Here is a 19,282-nt window from a genome sequence, read left to right as displayed (position 1 = left end):
CCGCCGGCTCGAACAGGACCGTGCCGTTCTCCAGCAGGCGTGCGCTGCCGCCAAAGCTCTGGCCGACCCCCACCAGGCGCATCGGATCGCCATCGCGCTCGATATCGTTGGCCAGCAGCTGCTCGGCCGAGATGACGATCGGATTGTCTTCGAGGATCGGGTCGCCGGCTGCATTGGTCTCGAAGCGGTCGTCATGCGCCTCGGGCGGATCATTGACCGGCGTGACGGTGATATGGACGCGCGCCGTCGAGGTCGCTCCGGACGGGTCGGCAACGACATAATCGAACCAGGCGTCGCCGAAGAAATAGTCCTGCGGACGGACCTGAATCTGCCCGTCGGAGTCGAAGGAAACGCTCGTGTTGGCGCTTGAGATCAGCGACTGGATACTCAGCCGGTCGCCGTCGATGTCGGTGTCGTTCGCGAGCAAGGCGGCCGGATCGATCGTGAGGACCGAACCTTCCGCGGTCACGAAGCCAGCATCGTTTGCGGCGACCGGCGCGTCATTGACGGGCGTGACGTCGATATAAACCTTCGCCTCGGCGCGGCCGCCCTCCGGCGTGTTGGCGACATAGGTAAAAGACGCCCGGCCATTGAAATTGGCGGTTGGCGTGAAGCTGATGCTGCCGTCGGACGAAAGCGCCGCTACGCCCCCGACCGCGCCATAGACTTGGCCCACGATCATGCGATCGCCATCGAGATCGTTGGACAGCAGGCGTTCGACGCGGATCGTCAGCGCGTCGTCTTCCGCGACGGTGAAGCCGGTATCGTCGATCGCGGTGGCGACCGGGCGCACGCGAATCTCGACATCGGTCGAAGCGAAGCCGTTGCGACCGTCCGAAAGCGTGTAGCGCAACGTTGCCGGGCCGGCGTAACCGCCCGTCGCGGTGAAGACGACATCGCCATTGGCGTCGAGGGAGGCGGTGCCGTGTTCGCCGCCGTCGACCGCGACGATCGAGATGGGATCACCGTCCGCGTCGAGGTCGTTGCGCAGCAGGTCGGACTTGCGGATGACGAGCGGCTGCCCGGTAGTCACCGAATAATAGCCATCGGGATTGGCGACGGGCGCCCGGTTGTCGAGCACCGTCAGGATCGAATCGCGCGTCCAGGTCACGCCATCGGCGAACACGAACTGCTCCGCGCCACGGCCGTCGGTCGCCAGCGCATCGACCACTGTCAGGCTGTCATCGGGCGACGAGGCGAAGCGGAACACGATCGTGTCGCTGCCGCGGAACAAGCGCTCCACCACAACATCGGACGAATTGAGACCGGTAAAGGTCACGACGTCGGTATTGGTACCGGTCGCCGCGTCGAGGACGGTGTCGTGGCCATCGCCGCGCGCGAAACTGTAGCTGTCGTTGCCGGCACCGCCCGACATCAGATCGTCACCTGCGCCCGAGTGCAGGCTGTCGGCGCCCTCGAACCCGTAGATGGCATCGTTGCCCGACGTCACGATGTCCTGGAGCGCGCGGGCGCGCATGGCATCGCGGTCCCAGAGCGTGCCGTCGGCGAACTGGAGGGCAAGCGTCGTGCCCCCGCTGTTCGCGGCACTGAGCGCATCGCGGAGCAACAGGCGATCACCGCTCGACTTGAAGGTCACGACGAGGTCATTGCTTTCGGCACCGGCTCGCACGGCCGTCGCGATATCGCTGACGTTAAGATCGACCAGGCGGACCAGGTCCTGGCCGCCAGTCAGGGCATCGATACGATCGTCACCATCGCCGCGGGCGTACAGATAGACGTCGTTGGCGCCTTCACCGGCAACCAGATCGTCGCCCTTGCCGCCGCCGAGCGTATCCGAGCCCGGCGTTCCGTCGATATTGTCGTCGCCATCGGTCGCGGCATTGGCGAGCAGCCACGCGGTGATGTCGGCGACCCCGAGCGTCGTGCCGCTGTCAGTCAGCACGATGGATTCTACGCCCGGATCGCCGGACAGCGCGTCGATGACGACGATCTCGTCATCGCTGCCGGCAAAACGGATCACGATATCGTTGCTGCCGACGCCCCGGCGCCGGAAGCTGAGGTCGGCCGCAGCATAGCCGGCGATCTCGAGCCGGTCGCCATTGCTATTCGAGCCGTCCCGGATCGTGTCGCGGCCATCACCCCGCGCGAAGCGATAGATGTCGTTACCCCCGCCACCGACCAGCGTGTCGTCGCCGAGACCGCCGGCCAGGATATTGGCGCTATCGTCGCCGTGCAGCACGTCATTGTCGAAGCTCGCGGCGCGCGCGAGCAGATCGGCCGTCGTCCAGACAGTGCCGTCGGCGAACCGGATCTGCTCGATCCGCCCGGCTCCGAAAGCATCCTCGATCGCAATGCGATCGTCGCCGGCGATCAGGGTGAACCGGGTTCCGTCAGTGCTCTGGCGAACCTGAACCGTATCAGGCGTGAGACCATCGCCGAGCTCCAGCACATCGCTGGCGCCACCGGCGTCGGCGATCACGTCCTGGCCGCTGCCCGCCGCGAAACGATAGGTCGTATTGCCTGCGCCACCCTCGAGACGATCGACACCGGCGCCCCCGTCGAGGATGTCATTGCCGCCGCGGCCTATCAGATGATCGTCGCCTGCCCCGCCTTGCAGCGTATCGTTGCCCGCAGTGCCATAGATCAGGTCGTCGCCATTCGTGGGCGCGAGCGCGAGACTGGTCAACGTCGCCGCGCTCCACAGCGTGCCATCGGCGAACGATACTTCGAAGGGCACGCCAGCGGCCTGCAACTGGCCGAGGTCGACCCGGTCGCCGGTGCCGATAATCTCGAGCGCGACATGGTCGCCACTGCGGATCAGATGGACGTCGTCAGCGGCGATGCCGCTCGCGAACTGGATCCGGTTGAGCCCGTCCCGGTCATCGATGCTGTCCTGACCGTCGCCCGGGGCGAAAACGTAAATGTCGTTACCAAGACCACCGGCCAGCAGATCGTCACCGGTACCGCCGGTCAGCGTGTCGTCGGCGTAATTGCCGGTCAGGCGATCATTGCCGGCACCACCGGAGAGTGCACCGCCAGCACCGCCCGGCTGGACCGCCTGCAGGCGGACGTTATCAAGCGACGCACCGGTCGTGTCGGTGATGCCGGTCGAGACGAACTGGAGGACATTGTCCCCGGCAATCGCCGTGACCAGAAGCCCCGCCGTGCGCATGGCCAGGGTGCCGTCGTTGATCGAGGCGATGACCGCACCGTTCCAGATCACATCGAACGAGCCGGACTCCGGCGTCGTCCGGTTGGCATAGTCAAAGCGCAGCAACAGCTGCTCACCGGCCGTCAGACCGCCGATCGTCTGGGCGATGTGTTTGTTATAGCCTTGTCCGTCGAGGTCGAGCCAGTTGCTGCCTTCAGACGGCTGGACCTGATCGTTCGAATAGACGATCTCGAAGAGCGCCCCCTGGGTTTCGCGCCAGCCCGGAATGGACGCAACGTTCCACCAGCCGCCCTGGTCCGAGCCGGATGCCGGATCGAATTGCTCGAAACTGCCATTGACGATCAGGTTGGCCGACAGGCCCGCGACGCTGTCGGCGACGCGCAGGGCGTCGTCGCCGTCCGTAGCTGCCATCGATCGCGCAACCGTGGCTTGCCAGTCCCAGGTCGTCCCGTCGGCAAACTCGATGGTCTCGATGCTGGTGTCGTCGCCACCAAGCGCGCCGACCAGACGAATCCGGTCACCGTCGCCAGCGATGCGCAGCTCGATGTCGCCACCGACCTGCACCACCGACACGTCGGTCGCAGCGATCCCCGCGCCGAACACGATCCGGTCAGTGCCGCCCGCGTCGACGAGCGTATCGCGGCCATCGCCCCGGTCGAAATAATAGGTATCGTTGCCAAGGCCGCCATGAATCTCGTCATCGCCCTGGCCACCCGAAATCACATCGTTGCCGACAAGATCCACGCCCTCGGCGCCGCCGAAGATGCGGTCGCTGCCCGAGCCGCCGGCGATCACGTCGTCGCCCAGTCCCCCGGTCAGCCGGTCGTCGCCCTGCTCACCCGACAGCCAGTCATTACCCTCGCCGCCGTCCAGGATGTCCGCGCCGGTACCGCCCGCGAGACGATCATTACCGGCATAGCCGAATATCGTGTCGTTGCCGCCGTTGCCGTCGATGAGGTCGTTCTGGCCCGATCCTGTCAGGACCGAGTCGCCATCCCCGTCGTCGATGACGACGGGGAATACCTGCGGGAAGATATAGCCGTCGAAATTAGCGGGAACGAGGCTGGCCGGATCCACGCCCTGAAGCCGGACAATGGACTGCTCATGGCCATCCGCGCCACGATAGACAAGGACAGTATCGTTGCCGGACCGGCGGACGAACAGCACATTGTCGGTAAACGGATTGCTGCCAGCCGCGACACCCGCGATGTGGATGATGTCGCCGGACGCCCCGGCTTCGAAGTCGGTGATGACATCCTCGACCGCGATGGTGCCGATCGTGGCAAGGTTGATGCCGCTATATTCGTCGCGGCCCAAGCCGCCGGTGAACTGATCCACGCTGGCATCGTCGGCCACGCCGAAGAAGCGGTCGTTGCCCGCTCCGCCATCGAGAATGTCGGCACCGGCGCCACCGGTCAGCTGATCGTGGCCGGCCCCACCCCGAAGCGTGTCGTTGCCGACACCACCATCGAGAATGTCATTGCCCGATCCGCCGTCCAGCAGGTCATTGCCTTCTTCGCCGTAGAGGCGGTCGTCGATGGCGAGCGGCCCGCCAGTGATGGCGCCACCGCGAACCTGGGCGACCCAGACACCCGAAGAGCCGATATTGCCCGCCTCGCTGTCGAGCAGCGTGGGGTCGTTGTTCGGCGCCGGAATATCGAAACGCTGACCGCCGATAACGATGCTCGGCAACTGATCAGGATAGGCCCCGCTCCAGACCAACTGCTCGTAGCGATAGACGATGTCGAACTGATCGTCGCCGAGGATATGGACCTGGAGCTGGAAAGCGTTCGGCGCCGTGCCGCTGCTGAAGCGGCCGATATCGTCCCAAGTGATCGTGATCGTGTTGGTGGCGTCGTCAAAGTCGTACCAGACCTCATTCGACCCGGCGCTGTTTCCGCCTGGGCTCGGATTCAGCTCGCCCGCGCGCGTATCTGCGTCGTGGCGGTAAATGCCAAGGTGCAGCCCGCCGATCTCGACATAACCGTTATTGTCGATGCCGACGCTTGTGACGGCCGCGCCGCCAACCACAACCGATCCGCCGTGGAAAGTCGAGGGCAGCGCGATCGACGTCCCGGTATCGTCGGCACGCCCAAGCGCCACGTCGCCGAAGCCGCGCGCACCGCCGAGCGTGTTGATGAGGCTCCGGTCGATCGGGCCGAAATAAGCAGCAAGGTCGGGTGACGCTTCTCCAGCGCTGCCGTCATCGCCGACCAGATGATCGTCGCCCTTATAGCCATGAATGGTATCTGCGCCCGGCCCGCCGCTCAGCTCATCGTTCGCGTAACCGCCCTGGATGATGTCGTCGCCGGCCGTGCCGCTGACGATCATCGGATCGAGGCGATAGAGGGTCTGGCCACTGAAATTGGCGGCGACCAGCGTGTCGGGATCGACGCCCTGGAGGCGCAGGATGGGCACCTTGCCCTTTCCGTCGTTATAGTCTGCGTAGATGAGCGTGTCGGCCCCGTCCCTGGCATAAGCCAGGCCCCCGAAGGCGTAGTTGATCTGGAGCTTGTCGCCGCCCGCGCCTGCGGTGAAGTCCTCGATGACGTCGACAGCGCGCCCGCCAGAGCCATCGGGCGCGTAATAATTGTCATTGACGATGAAGGTGTCTTGGCCATCGCCGCCCTTCAGGCGATCGACATAGCCATTTCCGGAGAAGCCGCTCAGCGTGTCGTTGCCGGCACCACCGTCAAAGCTGTTGGCACCCACGCTGTCGCGCAGGACGTCGTCCCCGACACCGCCGACCAGCGTATCGTCGCCGTCGCCGCCATCGAGCGTGTCATTGCCAAGTCCGCCCTGAAGAATGTCGTCGCCTGCACCACCCCAGAGGATGTCGGCTTCGGACTGCGAAACCCCGATGATCGAACCGTTGCGTATTTGCGCTGCCCAGACACCCGGAGCGCCGGCGTTGCCGTTCAGGTTGTCGAGTTGTGTCGCGAGCGACGGATCGATGGGTAGGCTGACCGACAGCCCGTTGATCGAAAGGGCTGGCGGAGAATAGATTCCGCCCGGCCAGTTCAGGTCCTCGTAGCGATAGATGACGTCGAAATCATCGTCGCCGAGAACCTTGATCTGCGCCTGGAAGGCGCTTGGCGTCGAATGCCCGTAATAGCTGCCGACGTCGTCCCAGGTGACGGTGATCGTGTTAGTCGTCGCGTCGAAATCGTACCAGATGCGGTTGCTGCCCTGGCTGTTGCCGCCCGGCGTCGGGGTCAGAGGACCGCCGCTCGTATCGACCGCATAATAGGGCCAGATCTGCAGCCCGAGCGAACCGATGCTCAAGGGGCCATAGCTGTCGATATGGATCTGGCTGACGGCCTCTCCCCCGATCATCAGGCTGCCGCCGTTGAAATCGGACGGAATGTCGACGTCGACGCTTTGATAGGGCGCCGAGGCCGGGAACGCTGCTTCGCCGAAGCCGGCGTCGCCGCCAAGCCCCGAGACCAGCGCGTTCGACAGCGGACCGAAATAGGCCGCGAGATCGATTGGCGAGGGATTGGGTGTGCCGTTGTCGCCAATCAGCGTGTCGTCACCATTCTGGCCGTAGAGCGTGTCCGCGCCATAGCCGCCATTGATGACGTCGTCGCCGCCTCCGCCGTAGAGAACGTCCACGCCCTCGGTTCCGGTGAGATTGAGCGGATCGAGCGACTGGAATGGCGCGCCGTTGAAATTGGCTCGCGTCAGGTCTGCGGGGTCGATGCCCACAAGGCGCACAGCGGGTACGATGCCGTTGCCATCCTCGCGATCGATGAAGACGATCGTGTCCGCCCCATCACGCTGGACATAGACCGGGTAGCTGATCCCGACCTCGCCGCCCGAATATGGCACGTCGAGAACATCGCCATCTGCACCGGCTTCGAAATCCGTGATCACGTCAACATCGGCGAGATCCTGCGCGGTGAAGCTTGCCGAGAAGGCTGCCACGCCCTCGATGCTTGCGACGCCGACCGGTCCGCCGCCTCCGCCATTGTCGACCAGCACGTAGCTGTCCTGGCCGCTGCCACCGGTGAGCTGATCCTTCTCGCCGTTGAGGGTGAAGCCCGAGAAGGTATCGTTGCCGGCTCCGCCGTCGAGGATGTTGGCGCCCTGGTCGTCGCGGAGATTGTCATCGCCATCACCGCCAAGGAGCAGGTCATCGCCGGCCCCGCCATCCAGCATGTCATTGCCGAGACCGCCGCGCAGCTCGTCGTTGCCGGCATCGCCATAGATCGTGTCGTCTTCGCTCGTCGAGACGCCGATGATCGATCCGTTGCGAATGAGCGCGCCCCAGACGCCGGCAGTGCCGGTATTGCCGTCAAGCGTATCGATCTGGGAAAGCGTGCCGTCAGCGATCGGTAGGGCGGCGGCGAGATCGTTCCCGAACGAGACCCGCGGAACGCTGTAAGAAGAGGACCAGTTCAGGTCTTCATAGCGGTAGAGGACATCGAACTCATTCTCGCCGACCAGCTTGATCTGAAGCTGGAAGGCACTCGGCGTCGACCTGGATGACGCATTGCCGACATCGTCCCAGGTCACGGTGATCGTGTTGGTCGCGGGGTCGAAATCGTACCAGACGCGGTTGCTGCCCTGGCTGTTGCCTCCGGGCGTCGGCGTCAACGCGCCGCCGCTGGTATCGACGGCATAGTTCGGCCAGACCTCAAGGCGCATGTCGCCGATGGTTACGGTGCCATAGCTGTCGATGTTCAGGCCGCCGACGAAGTTATTGCCGACCTTGAAGGAACCACCGTTGAAGTCCGATGGGATGCCGACATAGACGTTCTGATAGGGGCTCGACGGCACAAGCGCCGCCTCGCCAAAACCCGCGGTGCCGCCGAGGCCGGAAATGAGGGCGCTCGTAACGGACCCGAAATAGGATGCGAGATCGATGGGTGACGGGTTGGCGACCCCGTCATCGCCGATCAGCAGGTCACTGCCATCGCCGCCCCGGATCGTGTCGGCACCGTAGCCGCCATTGATCGTATCGCCGGCGACGCCGCCCGTCAGAAGGTCCATGCCGTCCGTGCCGGCGATATTGCGCGGCGCGATGAGCTCGAAACTCGCACCACCGAAATTGGCTTGGGTGAGCGTCGTGGCATCCACGCCGGTCAGGCGAAGAACGGCAAAACGGCCGTTGCCGTCATTCTGGTCGATCGAGACGAGCGTATCCGCGCCGTCCTGCTCGACATAGACGAGGAAAGCCGTGTTGCCCGGGAAGGGGTTGCCGTTGCCGCTGTTGAACGGTGCGTCGATGATGTCGCCATCATCGCCTGCGGTGAAATCGGTGATGACGTCGATCGCCGCATTGAACGCGGAAGGGACCGCCCCGCCTTGGTCGGCGACCAGGCTGAACGTGTCCCGGCCTTCACCGCCCGTCAGCTGATCAACCGCGCCATTGACCGAGAATCCCGAGAGCAGGTCATCCCCGGCACCGCCGTCGAAATCGTTCGCTCCTTCCGAATCGAACAGGGTGTCGTTACCGTCGCCGCCTCGCAGGACATCGTTGCCCGCGCCGCCGGAAAGAATATCCGCGCCAAGCCCGCCTTCGAGCAGATCGTCGCCATCGCCGCCGAGCAGGACATCGTCCTCGCTTGGTACACCGGTATTGACGACGCCTCCGCGGATTTGCGCGCCCCAGACGCCGGCGACGCCGAGATTGCCGTCGGCGGTGTCAAACTCGGTATCCCCGCCTGTCGGGAAAGGCAGGTAGATTTGGCCCAAGCCCGTCGAAATGAACGGGCCGTTCGCCACATACGGATTACTCCAGTCGATCTGCTCATAGCGATAGAGCACGTCGAAATCGCCATCGCCCAGCGCCTTGAGCTGGATCTGGAAGGCGTTGGGGTCGGTTCCCTGCGGGTATGCGCCGACGTCGTCCCACGTAACGGTGATCGTGCCCGTCGCGGCATCAAAGTCCAGCCAGACGCGGTTGGCACCCGTGCTGTTGCCGCCGTCGCTCGGCGTCAGCGGCCCGCCATTTTCGTCGACATCGTGAGGCCAGACGCCCAGTTGCAGCGAGCCCAGCGTGAGCACGCCGTTGGAATTGACCGTGAGCGAACTGACCGCCACGCCGTCGATGACGATCTGCCCGCCCATGAAATCGGCAGGAATGTCAAAATCGGTGTTGAGATCGTCCGCAACATCCTGGGCCAATTCGCCAAAGCCGGCATCGCCGCCCAGCCCATTCACGAGGGCGTTGGAGACCGAACCGAAATACGCGATCAGCGGGTTCGGACCGTCTGCGGACGGCGGCTCCCCGGTTGCCGCGTCGCCCACCAGGTGATCATTTCCGAAGCCGCCATCGAGGACGTCCGCGCCCCAACCGCCGATCAGCGTGTCATCGCCATAGCCGCCGGTGAGCGTGTCGGCGCTGTCGGTGCCGGTCAGGTTCAGCGGAACGGCCGGCCCGAAATCGACGCCCGAGAAATTGTCGGCCGTGAGGCTGGTCGCATCGACTCCGTCGAGCCGCAACAGCTCGAAGAGCCCTTCATTGCCGGCGAAGACAATGAGCGTATCGGCGCCTTGCTGGACCAGCTGAAGCGCGCCCGAGACACCGGGCGCGAGGTCGACCGCGATGCGGTCGCCGCCGGCACCAGCCTGGAAGTCCGTCACGCTGTTGAAGGGATAGCTGCCGCTTCCAACCGCGACGCGGATCGTATCGCTTCCGGCACCGCCGGTGACGACGTTATCGCCGGTGGTGTTCGACAGGATGAACTCGTCATCGCCTGCGCCACCGTCGAGCGTGTTCGAACCCGTCTGGCTAGGCGTGAGGATGTCGTTCCCGTCGCCACCGATCAGCACGTCGCGTCCGCCCGAACCGCCTGACAGCTGGTCGTTGCCGGCGCCGCCATCGAGGCGGTCGGCAAGCCCGCCGCCGGTCAGGATATCGTCACCGCTGGTGCCCGTCAGATTATAGACGACCGAGACCAGCTCTTCGCGCCCGGCGAATTGCGGCAGATTGCCGGTGGTGAGGTCCGCTCCGTCGACGTTGGTCAGGCGGAGCAGATCGAGCGTGCGCCCATCGTCATAATAGAAGCGGATGACCACGTCAGCGCCATCCTGGATCGCGAACACCTGATCGATCGGAAAGTCGATCTGGACCCGCTGGGTCTCGTTCAGCCACTCGTCGATATTCTGGAACTGGATGAGGTCGCCGCCGGCGCCGGCCTGGAAGTCGGTGACAACGCTGGTTGCCGCCGCGTCATATTGCGTGGGCAGCCCGAACGGGTTGGCGCCCACATCATAGGGCGGCCGAATGACGTAGGTGTCCTGCCCGCTGCCTCCGGTTGCCGTAACGCCTTCAAAGAGGATCGAACTGTAATAGGCGATATTGCCGATGATGATCTGGTCGTTGCCGTCGCCCCCGTCGACAACGGCTTTCCCCCATTGACCGTCAAGAATGTCGTCGCCGGTGCCGCCGATCAGAACATCGTCACCGAGCCCGCCATACAAGGTATCATTGCTCGCACCGCCATCGAGGCGGTCATTACCGTCGGTGCCATATTCGACGTCTTCGCCTTCGGTGCCGGTCCAATCGATACCGGTGATCGGGAACGGCGGATTGGTCGACGTGCCGCCGCCGGTCTCCCCACCAGTGCCGCCGCCGCCCCCGGTCCCACCGGACCCTCCAGTGCCTCCGCCCGTTCCGGTGGAGCCGCCGCTATCCCCGAAATCCCCGCCGGTGAAGATCGGCGCTGCAAAGGGATCGGTGCCGGTCGACGGGCTGAGCAACGCTTCCGCAGCGGTCGCGCTCACCATTGCCGCCCGCAGGTCGGCCGCGCTCAGCAGCGTCGTGTCGGCGAACCGGATCTGCTCGATCGGCGAACGATCGGCGCGCGCGCCGTCGAGGATGGTGATCCGATCATCGCGACCGAAGAAACGCAGGATCAGATCGTTCCCCGACTGAACGACAACCAGATCGCTACGGCCAAGGCCCGCGCCGAGCTCGATCGTGTCGTTGGAGGCTCCGTTGTTGACCTCTGCGATCGTGTCGCGGCCATCGCCCGCGTTGAAGCGGTAGACATCGTCGCCCGAACTCCCGGCGAGATAATCATCGCCGCGCCCGCCGATGATGGTCAGCGGCGTGTCGCCGACCGCGCTCAGGTCGAGACGGTCATCGCCGTCGCTGCCCACGCCGGCACGTGCGAGAAGATCAGCGAGTGACCAGGTCGTACCATCGGCGAAAACAACCTGCTCGATGCCCAGATCCTGCCCGCCGGGATTGGACGCCAGCATATCCTTCAGCGTCACACGGTCGCCCGTCGAGCCAAGCGTCAGGACAAGATCGGCGCCCGAGGCCGCTACATGGATCTCGGCAGACGTGATCCCCGCGCCAAACCGCAACCGGTCGGCGCCGTCACTACCGGCTCCGCGATCGGACACAACATCCTGTCCATCGCCACGCTCGAACCAATAGGTGTCGACACCTTCCCCGCCTTCGAGGAGATCGTCGCCTTTGCCACCGGTGATGACATCCGCACCGCGGCCGCCCTCGATATGATCGTTCCCAAGCCCGCCATAAATCTCGGCACCGACCCAACTGCCGTTCGCTGCCTTGGAGGAGGGAACGACGATGTGATCGTCGCCATCGGTCGCGAGCGCCTCCAGCGCATAGGCCGAGAAGGTCTTCGTGCGTCCATCGGCGAACTGGATGGTCCCGACGATGGGATCAAGGTCACCTGCCGGGTCGACCAGCACCACGCGGTCGAGCGTGCCTGCAATCGAGAGAACGAGATTGCCGTCCGCATCGCGCTTCGCGACCACGTCCTCAAGGGCGATCCCATCGCCGAAGCGCAAGGTGGCAAGTCCGTCGACATTGCTGCCGGGCTCAATGCGATCGATTCCGTCGCCGCGATTGAACAGGAAGACGTCCGCACCACCATTGCCGATCAGCACATCGTCGCCGCGTCCTCCGCCAAGCGTCTCGCCGCTGCCAGTTCCGACCACGCGATCGTCGCCATCGTGGCCAGACGCATCGGCAAGCGCGAACAGCGCATCGCGCGACAGGCGCGTGCCGTCACCGAAAAGGACGGAGTCCACGCCCGAACCATTATCGTAGCGCAGCACGACCTGATCGCCCTCGTCACCGAGCAGGAGGACCAGTTCCTGGCGATCGGGCGCGGTGCGCGCGACCTTGATCTCGTCCGGGCGGTAGCCGACGACCCTGAGCGTGTCGTTGCCGCTCGCGTCATCGATGACGTCACGGCCGTCGCCGATCGTGAACACATAGGTGTCGTCACCCGCGCCACCGCGCAGCTGGTCGTCGCCGCGGCCGCCGGTGATGATGTCGGCCAGCGAACTGCCGAGGATGATATCGCCATTGTCGCTCGCCTGGTCGTCCACCGCATGCTGCACGAGCGCGGCCTTGTCCCAGATACTGCCGTCGGCGAACTGGAAGCGCGGCGTCGCCCCAGACCCCAAAGCACCGACAACGGTCAGTTGGTCGCCGGTGGCCGGGAAGGTGATGATAAGGTCGTTGCTATTGAGCGTCGACAGGCGGACTTTCGCGCCGGACGCCCCGGCGCCGGTAAAGCTGACGATCGCATCGGTGACACCAGCCGGCATTTCGACCTGGTCCAAGCCGTCACCGGGATTGATGAGCAGCGTGCTCCCATTCGCCATGATCATACGGTCGTTGCCGCGCCCGGCGCCGATCTCGATATTGGCGGCAAGATCGCGCAGGTCGAGGATATCCTGACCGCCATTCTCGCTTGAGGTCGCAAGATTGGTGCGGATGTCGGTGATCGACAGACTGATGCCGTCGGCGAACACGAAATTTTCGACCGGCGTATTCTTGTAGCCGCCGAGAATCACGAGCTTGTCGGTTCCCGTCGCGAGCGTGATGATGAGGTCGCCATCGACGTTCGCGAAGGTGACGCGATCCTGCGTCACATTGTCACCAAAGACGATCTGGTCGATGCCGCCGGTGTCGTAGACGCTGTCGCTGCCGTCGCCGAGCCCGAACTTGTAGGTGTCGTTGCCGAGACCGCCCGCCATCGCGTCGGAACCGGCGCCGCCGGCGATCGTATCGTCGCGATTATCGAAGCCGACCAGATCATCGTCGCCGGCCGTGCCGGTCAGCAGCCGATCATAGACCGAGGCGAGCGAAACGGTGACACCATCGTCGCCAGTGAAGCTGGTCGCTTCGTCGAGCTTGAGCGTCGAGCCGTCGGCGAAAAGGAATTCCTCGATGCGCGTGTTGGCGAGACCGCCCACGATGGTGAGCGCATCGGTGCCGTTGCCGAGATCGACGATCAGATCGTTGCCGTTGCGGCGGAAGCGGACATCCTCGCGCTCGACCGACGATCCGAACACGACCTTGTCGATGACGCCGGCCTGATCGGGACGCTCCTCGATCCGGTCGAGATCGTAGCCCGCGCTGAAGGCATAGGTGTCGGCCTTGTTGCCGCCGATCAGCGTGTCGTCGCCCTGGCGGCCATCCAGGACATTGGGTTGGTCGAGAATGCCGGTGATGATGTTATCGGCGCTGTTCCCGCCCTCGATCTGGAGGAGCTGTTCGATATCGCGCAGCGTAATGACGCTGCCGTCGTAGAATTTGAACTTCTCGACCGCATCCTCGACGCTCAGGAACTGGTTGCGGATCCGCAAGCTATCCGGGAAGGCGATGCCCTGCTCACTCAACACCGTGATGACGAGATCGTTGCCGCTCTTGGTGAAGACGATGTTGTCGCGGGTGATGCCGGGACCGAACTCGACGACATCATCGACGGGCACGTTGGCGCCAGGCCGATCCGGCCAATAAGCGCGCTTGCGATGGTCGACGATGACATCGTCGCCATAGCCGATGTCGAACTTGTAGCGATCGCCGCCATCGCCGCCGATCAGCGTATCGTTGCCGCCGCGGCCATCGAGCAGCTCGCCGAAGTCGGACCCGGTGATCGTGTCGTCGCCATTGGTCCCGACAAGGTCGAGGTCCTCCGGGTTGACGTCGGTGAAGCTGATCGTGCGGTCGGTGAACTCGAAATATTCGACGGCGTCATGCTGGCCGTCGTCGCGCACATACTGGTTCTGCAGCACCAGCTGCTCGCCGGTATCCTTGATCGTGATGATAAGGTCTAGCGCGGTGCGGGTGAAGGTGACGTCGCTCGACGACAGGCCCAGCATCTGGACGCTTTCGTCGCCGGACGTGTCGATGATCGTGTCATGGCCATAGCCGCGCGAGAAGACGTAGCGATCGTCGCCGCTCAGGCCTTCGAGGATGTCGTTGCCGGCACCGCCGTCGATCGCATCGCGGATGCCCTCGAAGCCATAGATATGATCGTCGCCGGCGGTCTTGGCGATGTCGACATAGTGCTGGAGCAGTTGCAGGTACGACCATTGCGTGCCGTCGGCGAACTGAATGTTCTCAATGAGGTTCACATAGCCGACGAGGAAGATTTCCTCGAGGAAATCCTTGAGAATCACCTGGTCGGTGGTGCCCTTCACCTGCAGGGTCAGCGTGTCGGACGCGCCGGCGCGCAGGAAGTCGAAATCGGTCCAGCGCAGGTCGTCAGTGAATTTGAGCAGGTCGTCCTTGGGACCGAAAAGTGACGAGGAGAGATCGTTATCCTCGATCACATCCTGGCCGTAATCCTTGCCATAGATGTAGGTGTCGAAGCCCTGGAGACCGGTCAGGTAGTCGTCGCCCTTGCCGCCATCGAGGGTGTTGTCGTTGAGCATGCCATAGATGGCGTCGTTGCCATCGGTCTTGGCATTGGCGAGCACCTGCTCGACGATCTGGGTGAAGTCGAGGCTCGTGCCATCATCGAATACAAAGCGTTCGATGAGATTGGGCGCGACATAATCGAGCCCGGCATTGCCGCCCAGCGCATCCGAGAAAATCCCGAGATTGAGCCGCACGCCGCCGAACTGGCCGACGATCTCGATCGTGTCCGAGGTCGGATTGCCGTCCTTGTCGAGGATAACGATCTTGAGATTTTCGCTTGCGCCATCGCGGATCAGGCGGAGGTCGTCTGCCGTGATATCGCCCTTGAATTGCAGGAAATCGATGCCCGCCTTGACCGGTCCGAACGAGAACGTGCCCTCATCATCAATGACATCCTGGCCATCGCCGCGTTCGTAGATGTAGAAGTCGCCGCCAGCGCCGCCGGACAGATAATCATTACCCTTACCACCCCAGAGCACGTCCCCCGTGCCTGAACCGATGATGGGATCGTCGTAGGCTCCCGCGGCTCTAGCTTTGTCGACAACCTCAACAGCGAGACGCGTGCGATCCCAGACCACGCCATCAGCGAAGACGATCGCGTTGACTCCGCTATCCAGCTGTGTGCCGTTGGTGAGATAATCGTTGAGTTCGCCCAGGAACTGGTCACGCACGCGGATAGTGCGATTGCCGAACGTCAGGATCAGGTCCTGGCCATCGCGCCGGGCCGTAACATCGGTCGACATCACGTCGGTAAAGCGTAGCTCATCCGCATCGCCGGCGTCCTGGTCGTAGATGACATCGTTGCCGGAATTCTTGCCGACGAAATAATAGTCCGCCCCGAACCCACCCTGAAGCGTCTGGTCGCCGCCCGTCATGTAGAAGAAGTCTGTGCCACCTGTACCGTTGACGGTGGTATCACCGGCGCCGTGGGTGATGATCCTGGTCTCGTCGATCGAGAGCGCATGGGCTACGCCCTGGATGTCGAGGTCGACGCCGATATTCTCGAACGCCGGCAACAGCATCTGGAAGATGAAGGCTTGGTCGACGGTAAGCGCGCCGCCAAGCACATTGCCGTCGCCCGAGGGATGGTAATCAGGGTAGATCTGCGAGAGAATTTCGTTCCAGTTAGTCAGATAGTCGAGGACCGCATCGTTGGTGTTCGATGTCGGCGCGCTGGCGAAGATGGCTTCGAAGAGCGGTGCGAGTTCGCGATTGGTCGTCGGGCGATAGCTGTCGGACGCGACGTCATAGGTGATGCCCTGCGCGAAGCCCTTTAGGCCACCCTGAAGCGCTAGGCGTACCGCGAAGCGCCTACTTGCCGTGATATATTGCTGCATGACCGGCTGGAGCAGGTCGATGACCGCACTGATGCCCGAAATATAATTGTTAGGATCGGTAGAGAGATTGGCGCTGCCCGTCTGATTGACGGCATAGTCGATATGACCAGTCGTGTTATCGAGCGTCGCCGAGAGGATCTCCGGCCGGAAGTCGATGCCCCCGAGCGACGTCGCGAACTGGAATTCGCCAGGGGTCATGATCTCGACGCGATAGGCGGAATCGTCGGTCGATCCGACTTCATCCAGGTGGTCGAAATCGACCGCGTAGTTGCGCAGGTTGAACTCGCGGCTGTCGCCGGTCTTCCATTCGAGCTGGAGCGCGCGGTCGAGATTGCGTGCCCAGACATAGAAGGTGCCATCCTGGTCGGTGACTTGGACGGTATAATCCACCACCACGCCGTCGGTGATGCGGACGCCGATCCGGTCGACAGGCAGGTTCGCATAGGGGTTGAAGCCGATCTCCTCGCTGCGCCACTCCGTGCCGGTGGGGTGGCCGAGCGCGAGGATATCGTTCTTGGAGGCGTAGCTGGTGTTCGGATCGGAGGCGAGCTTCCAGCTGCCGTCGGATTGCTTGATGCCATAATCGAGCACGACCGCACGGCCGTCCACGATCTTGACCAGATAGGGCGCATCGTCCCGGAACTGAAGCGCGGAGGCGCGATCGGAGGGCGACCAGGTCTGTTCGAGGTGCCAGCCAGCACCTTGGGCCAACACGTCCTGCAACGTTGCCCGCGTGATCGCGTGCCCCTGTGCATCGAGCACCGGCGCACCCGAGGCGAGCGTCCAATAGCCACCTTGAGCGTCCTCGACGTAGACACCGCGGTCCACGAGAGTCGCCTTCCCCTGCGCATCGACGGCCACTAGCACGGGCATCAACTCACGCGTCTGTTCGAGCGCCTGGCCCCACGCGCCGAGCACTGCACCGGCCTGGCCGACCAAGTCCTTCAGATTGGTGCTGGTCATGCCCGCGGCCGTATCTGCCACCAGCTTGGCTAGGCTGATATCGTTGGCCGTCGCGACTGAGAGGTTGGTGATCGTGCCGAAACCTTTGGCATCGATCGTCTGGTCCGACTGCCAAGCGGCCTGGCCGCTCTCACCAGCATAGCGTGTATCTACATCGCTCGAGGCAAAGGCCGCGTCGAACATTCGCCGAACGCTGCCGTTTGACAATGTGACGTCGCCATAGCCGGTCAGCCGGGTGCCTTGCGGCGTGGTAAGATCAAGGGAATTACTCGTAACGCCAAGGGAAACGATGCCGAGATCATTCAGTGACTTGAGTTCGCCATCTTCGGTGATGCCATCACCATTCAGATCCCGCCAAACTTGCAAGCTTCCCCAAACAGCGTCGGCGACAGTGATCCGACCGTCGCCATCGGTGTCGTAGGATGCGAGCTCGGCAAATCCAGATGCGCCGACACCGCCGAACATTTCTGCGATGCTGTCGATCCGACCGTTGCCATTCGCGTCGAGAACCAGGAAGCCATCATCGCTCTTCAGCCAACCAGTGCGCTCGGCGAACCCATCTCCGTCGACGTCAAAGTAGACCTTCGATCCATCCAGGCTCGTCGTCTCGATGCCATCGCCGTCAAGATCGATGATGAGCGGATCGCCATCTTCAAACCAGCGAGCGGTTTTGGCTCTGCTGGCGAGGGCACTTGTGAAACCAACTATATAGTCAATTTGAAGCAGAGATTGCAGAACAATAGCTTGGCCAGCGGTCAATAGGCTCGCACGAAGAAGCGGCCCCGTTACCGCCAGAGCAAGGTCCAGCGGGTTTACTTCCTTGAACGACATCCCAAGTGTGCCATTCTCGGCAAGTGCGGCCTGCTCATAACCCCAGAAGCTCTTCTCCATCTTGAAGTTTTCGACGACCATAACCCCTTGTAGATCAGGGTTCGATGCGCCTCCGGAAGGGGTTCCGTTGATCAATCTGTCGAGACCGGTGAAGATGTTCCCGATCTTGAGCGTACCAACCTGATTTCCGTCTTCGTCGACCCCGGTGGGTGTGAACTGGTAGACGATAAAGGGTAACAGCTTATCGAAGAATATTCCCGCCGCCGCTGCGGCACCGCCAATAGCCCCTGCCAAAGCATTTCCAAAGCCGAACGCATTGAGCGACCCACTTGCCACGGACGAGATAGCACCACCCAAAGCAAAGCTATAAGCGGGGTTGCGATCACCGCCCGTCAGGGCAATACCCTGAAAGACGAGGCGATCGTGAACCTGGGCATCCTTGATCGTAACGTCGGGTGCAAACCAGAAGAGATCCGAATTCGCCTCGCTATCTTCAACCTTGGCGAGCGCGGTTTGTTGGCTCCCGTCGGCATTGAGCAACGGATTCCCGTCAGCATCGAATAGCAGTTTTTCATAGTAGCCGCTTTCAGTGTCACCCCAGATTTCGCCGCGGATTGAAGTGTTGACGATGAAATCGCGACCAATGCCACCACGAACCGAGGATCCAATGCCGCCACTCGCGAGGATGATGTCATTGCCCGCGCCGGCGTCGATGTCGTCCGATCCGCCATTGCCGATGATGATATCGTGTCCGGATGTTCCGGTAATGTGATCATCGCCCGTCGAGGCCACGAACATGTCGACGTGCGCCTGGTCGCCCAAGACTACGGGCGCGTCATAGCTGCGAGGCGCGATCGTGAAATCGCCACCCTGCTGGTCCGTGGTCAAAACCGTGAACCGATCAATCACATGACCATCGGTGGCCTTCCAGAATTTCTTTGCTAATTCGTCAGGAGTCGACACTCCGAGGCGGTTGAGAATTCCATCGAGAGTGTCACCCACCCCCTGCTTGAAGTACAACTCCCGAAACTTGCCAGCGTCGATGGGATCAACCGCACTTGCCTCCAGTGGATCCTTTCCCTTCAGCGCATCCTTCCAGAGCACGCTCGACAGATCGATTGAAAGGATGCTGTCGTTCTCACTGAGAGCAAGTACCCCCTGGCGCACGTCGACGGCACCGGACGGAGTCGAAACCCTCCCTCCTTCCACCTGCTCCACATCATTGAGGGCCAGCGCGCCGGCATATTGGACAGAGATGTCGGCAAGCCATTGCTTGACATCAATCTTCGTCGGATCCGAGAAGAACCCGTTGCTCCGAAACGTAACCGTATTCTCGAAAAAACTGGAATGGGGATCGGATAAAATCCTACCCAA

At 63.0% G+C, this 19,282-nt stretch carries 1 protein-coding gene (only partly in view); it reads right to left on the bottom strand.

The features are described 5' to 3' along the window. Positions 1 to 19,282, bottom strand: partial view of a tandem-95 repeat protein gene (locus tag ACEK02_RS08405; RefSeq protein WP_371421279.1) — the 5' portion only. The gene continues 13,349 nt to the left of window position 1, outside the view; the window shows 19,282 of its 32,631 coding nt (coding positions 1–19,282); its start codon is at positions 19,280 to 19,282; its stop codon lies off the left edge, out of view.

Source organism: Tardiphaga sp. (assembly GCF_041424195.1).
In the GTDB taxonomy this organism is placed as follows: Bacteria; Pseudomonadota; Alphaproteobacteria; order Rhizobiales; family Xanthobacteraceae; genus Tardiphaga.
The sequence above is the reverse complement of the archived record's forward strand: the minus strand, read 5'-3'. Positions and strand labels throughout refer to the sequence as shown.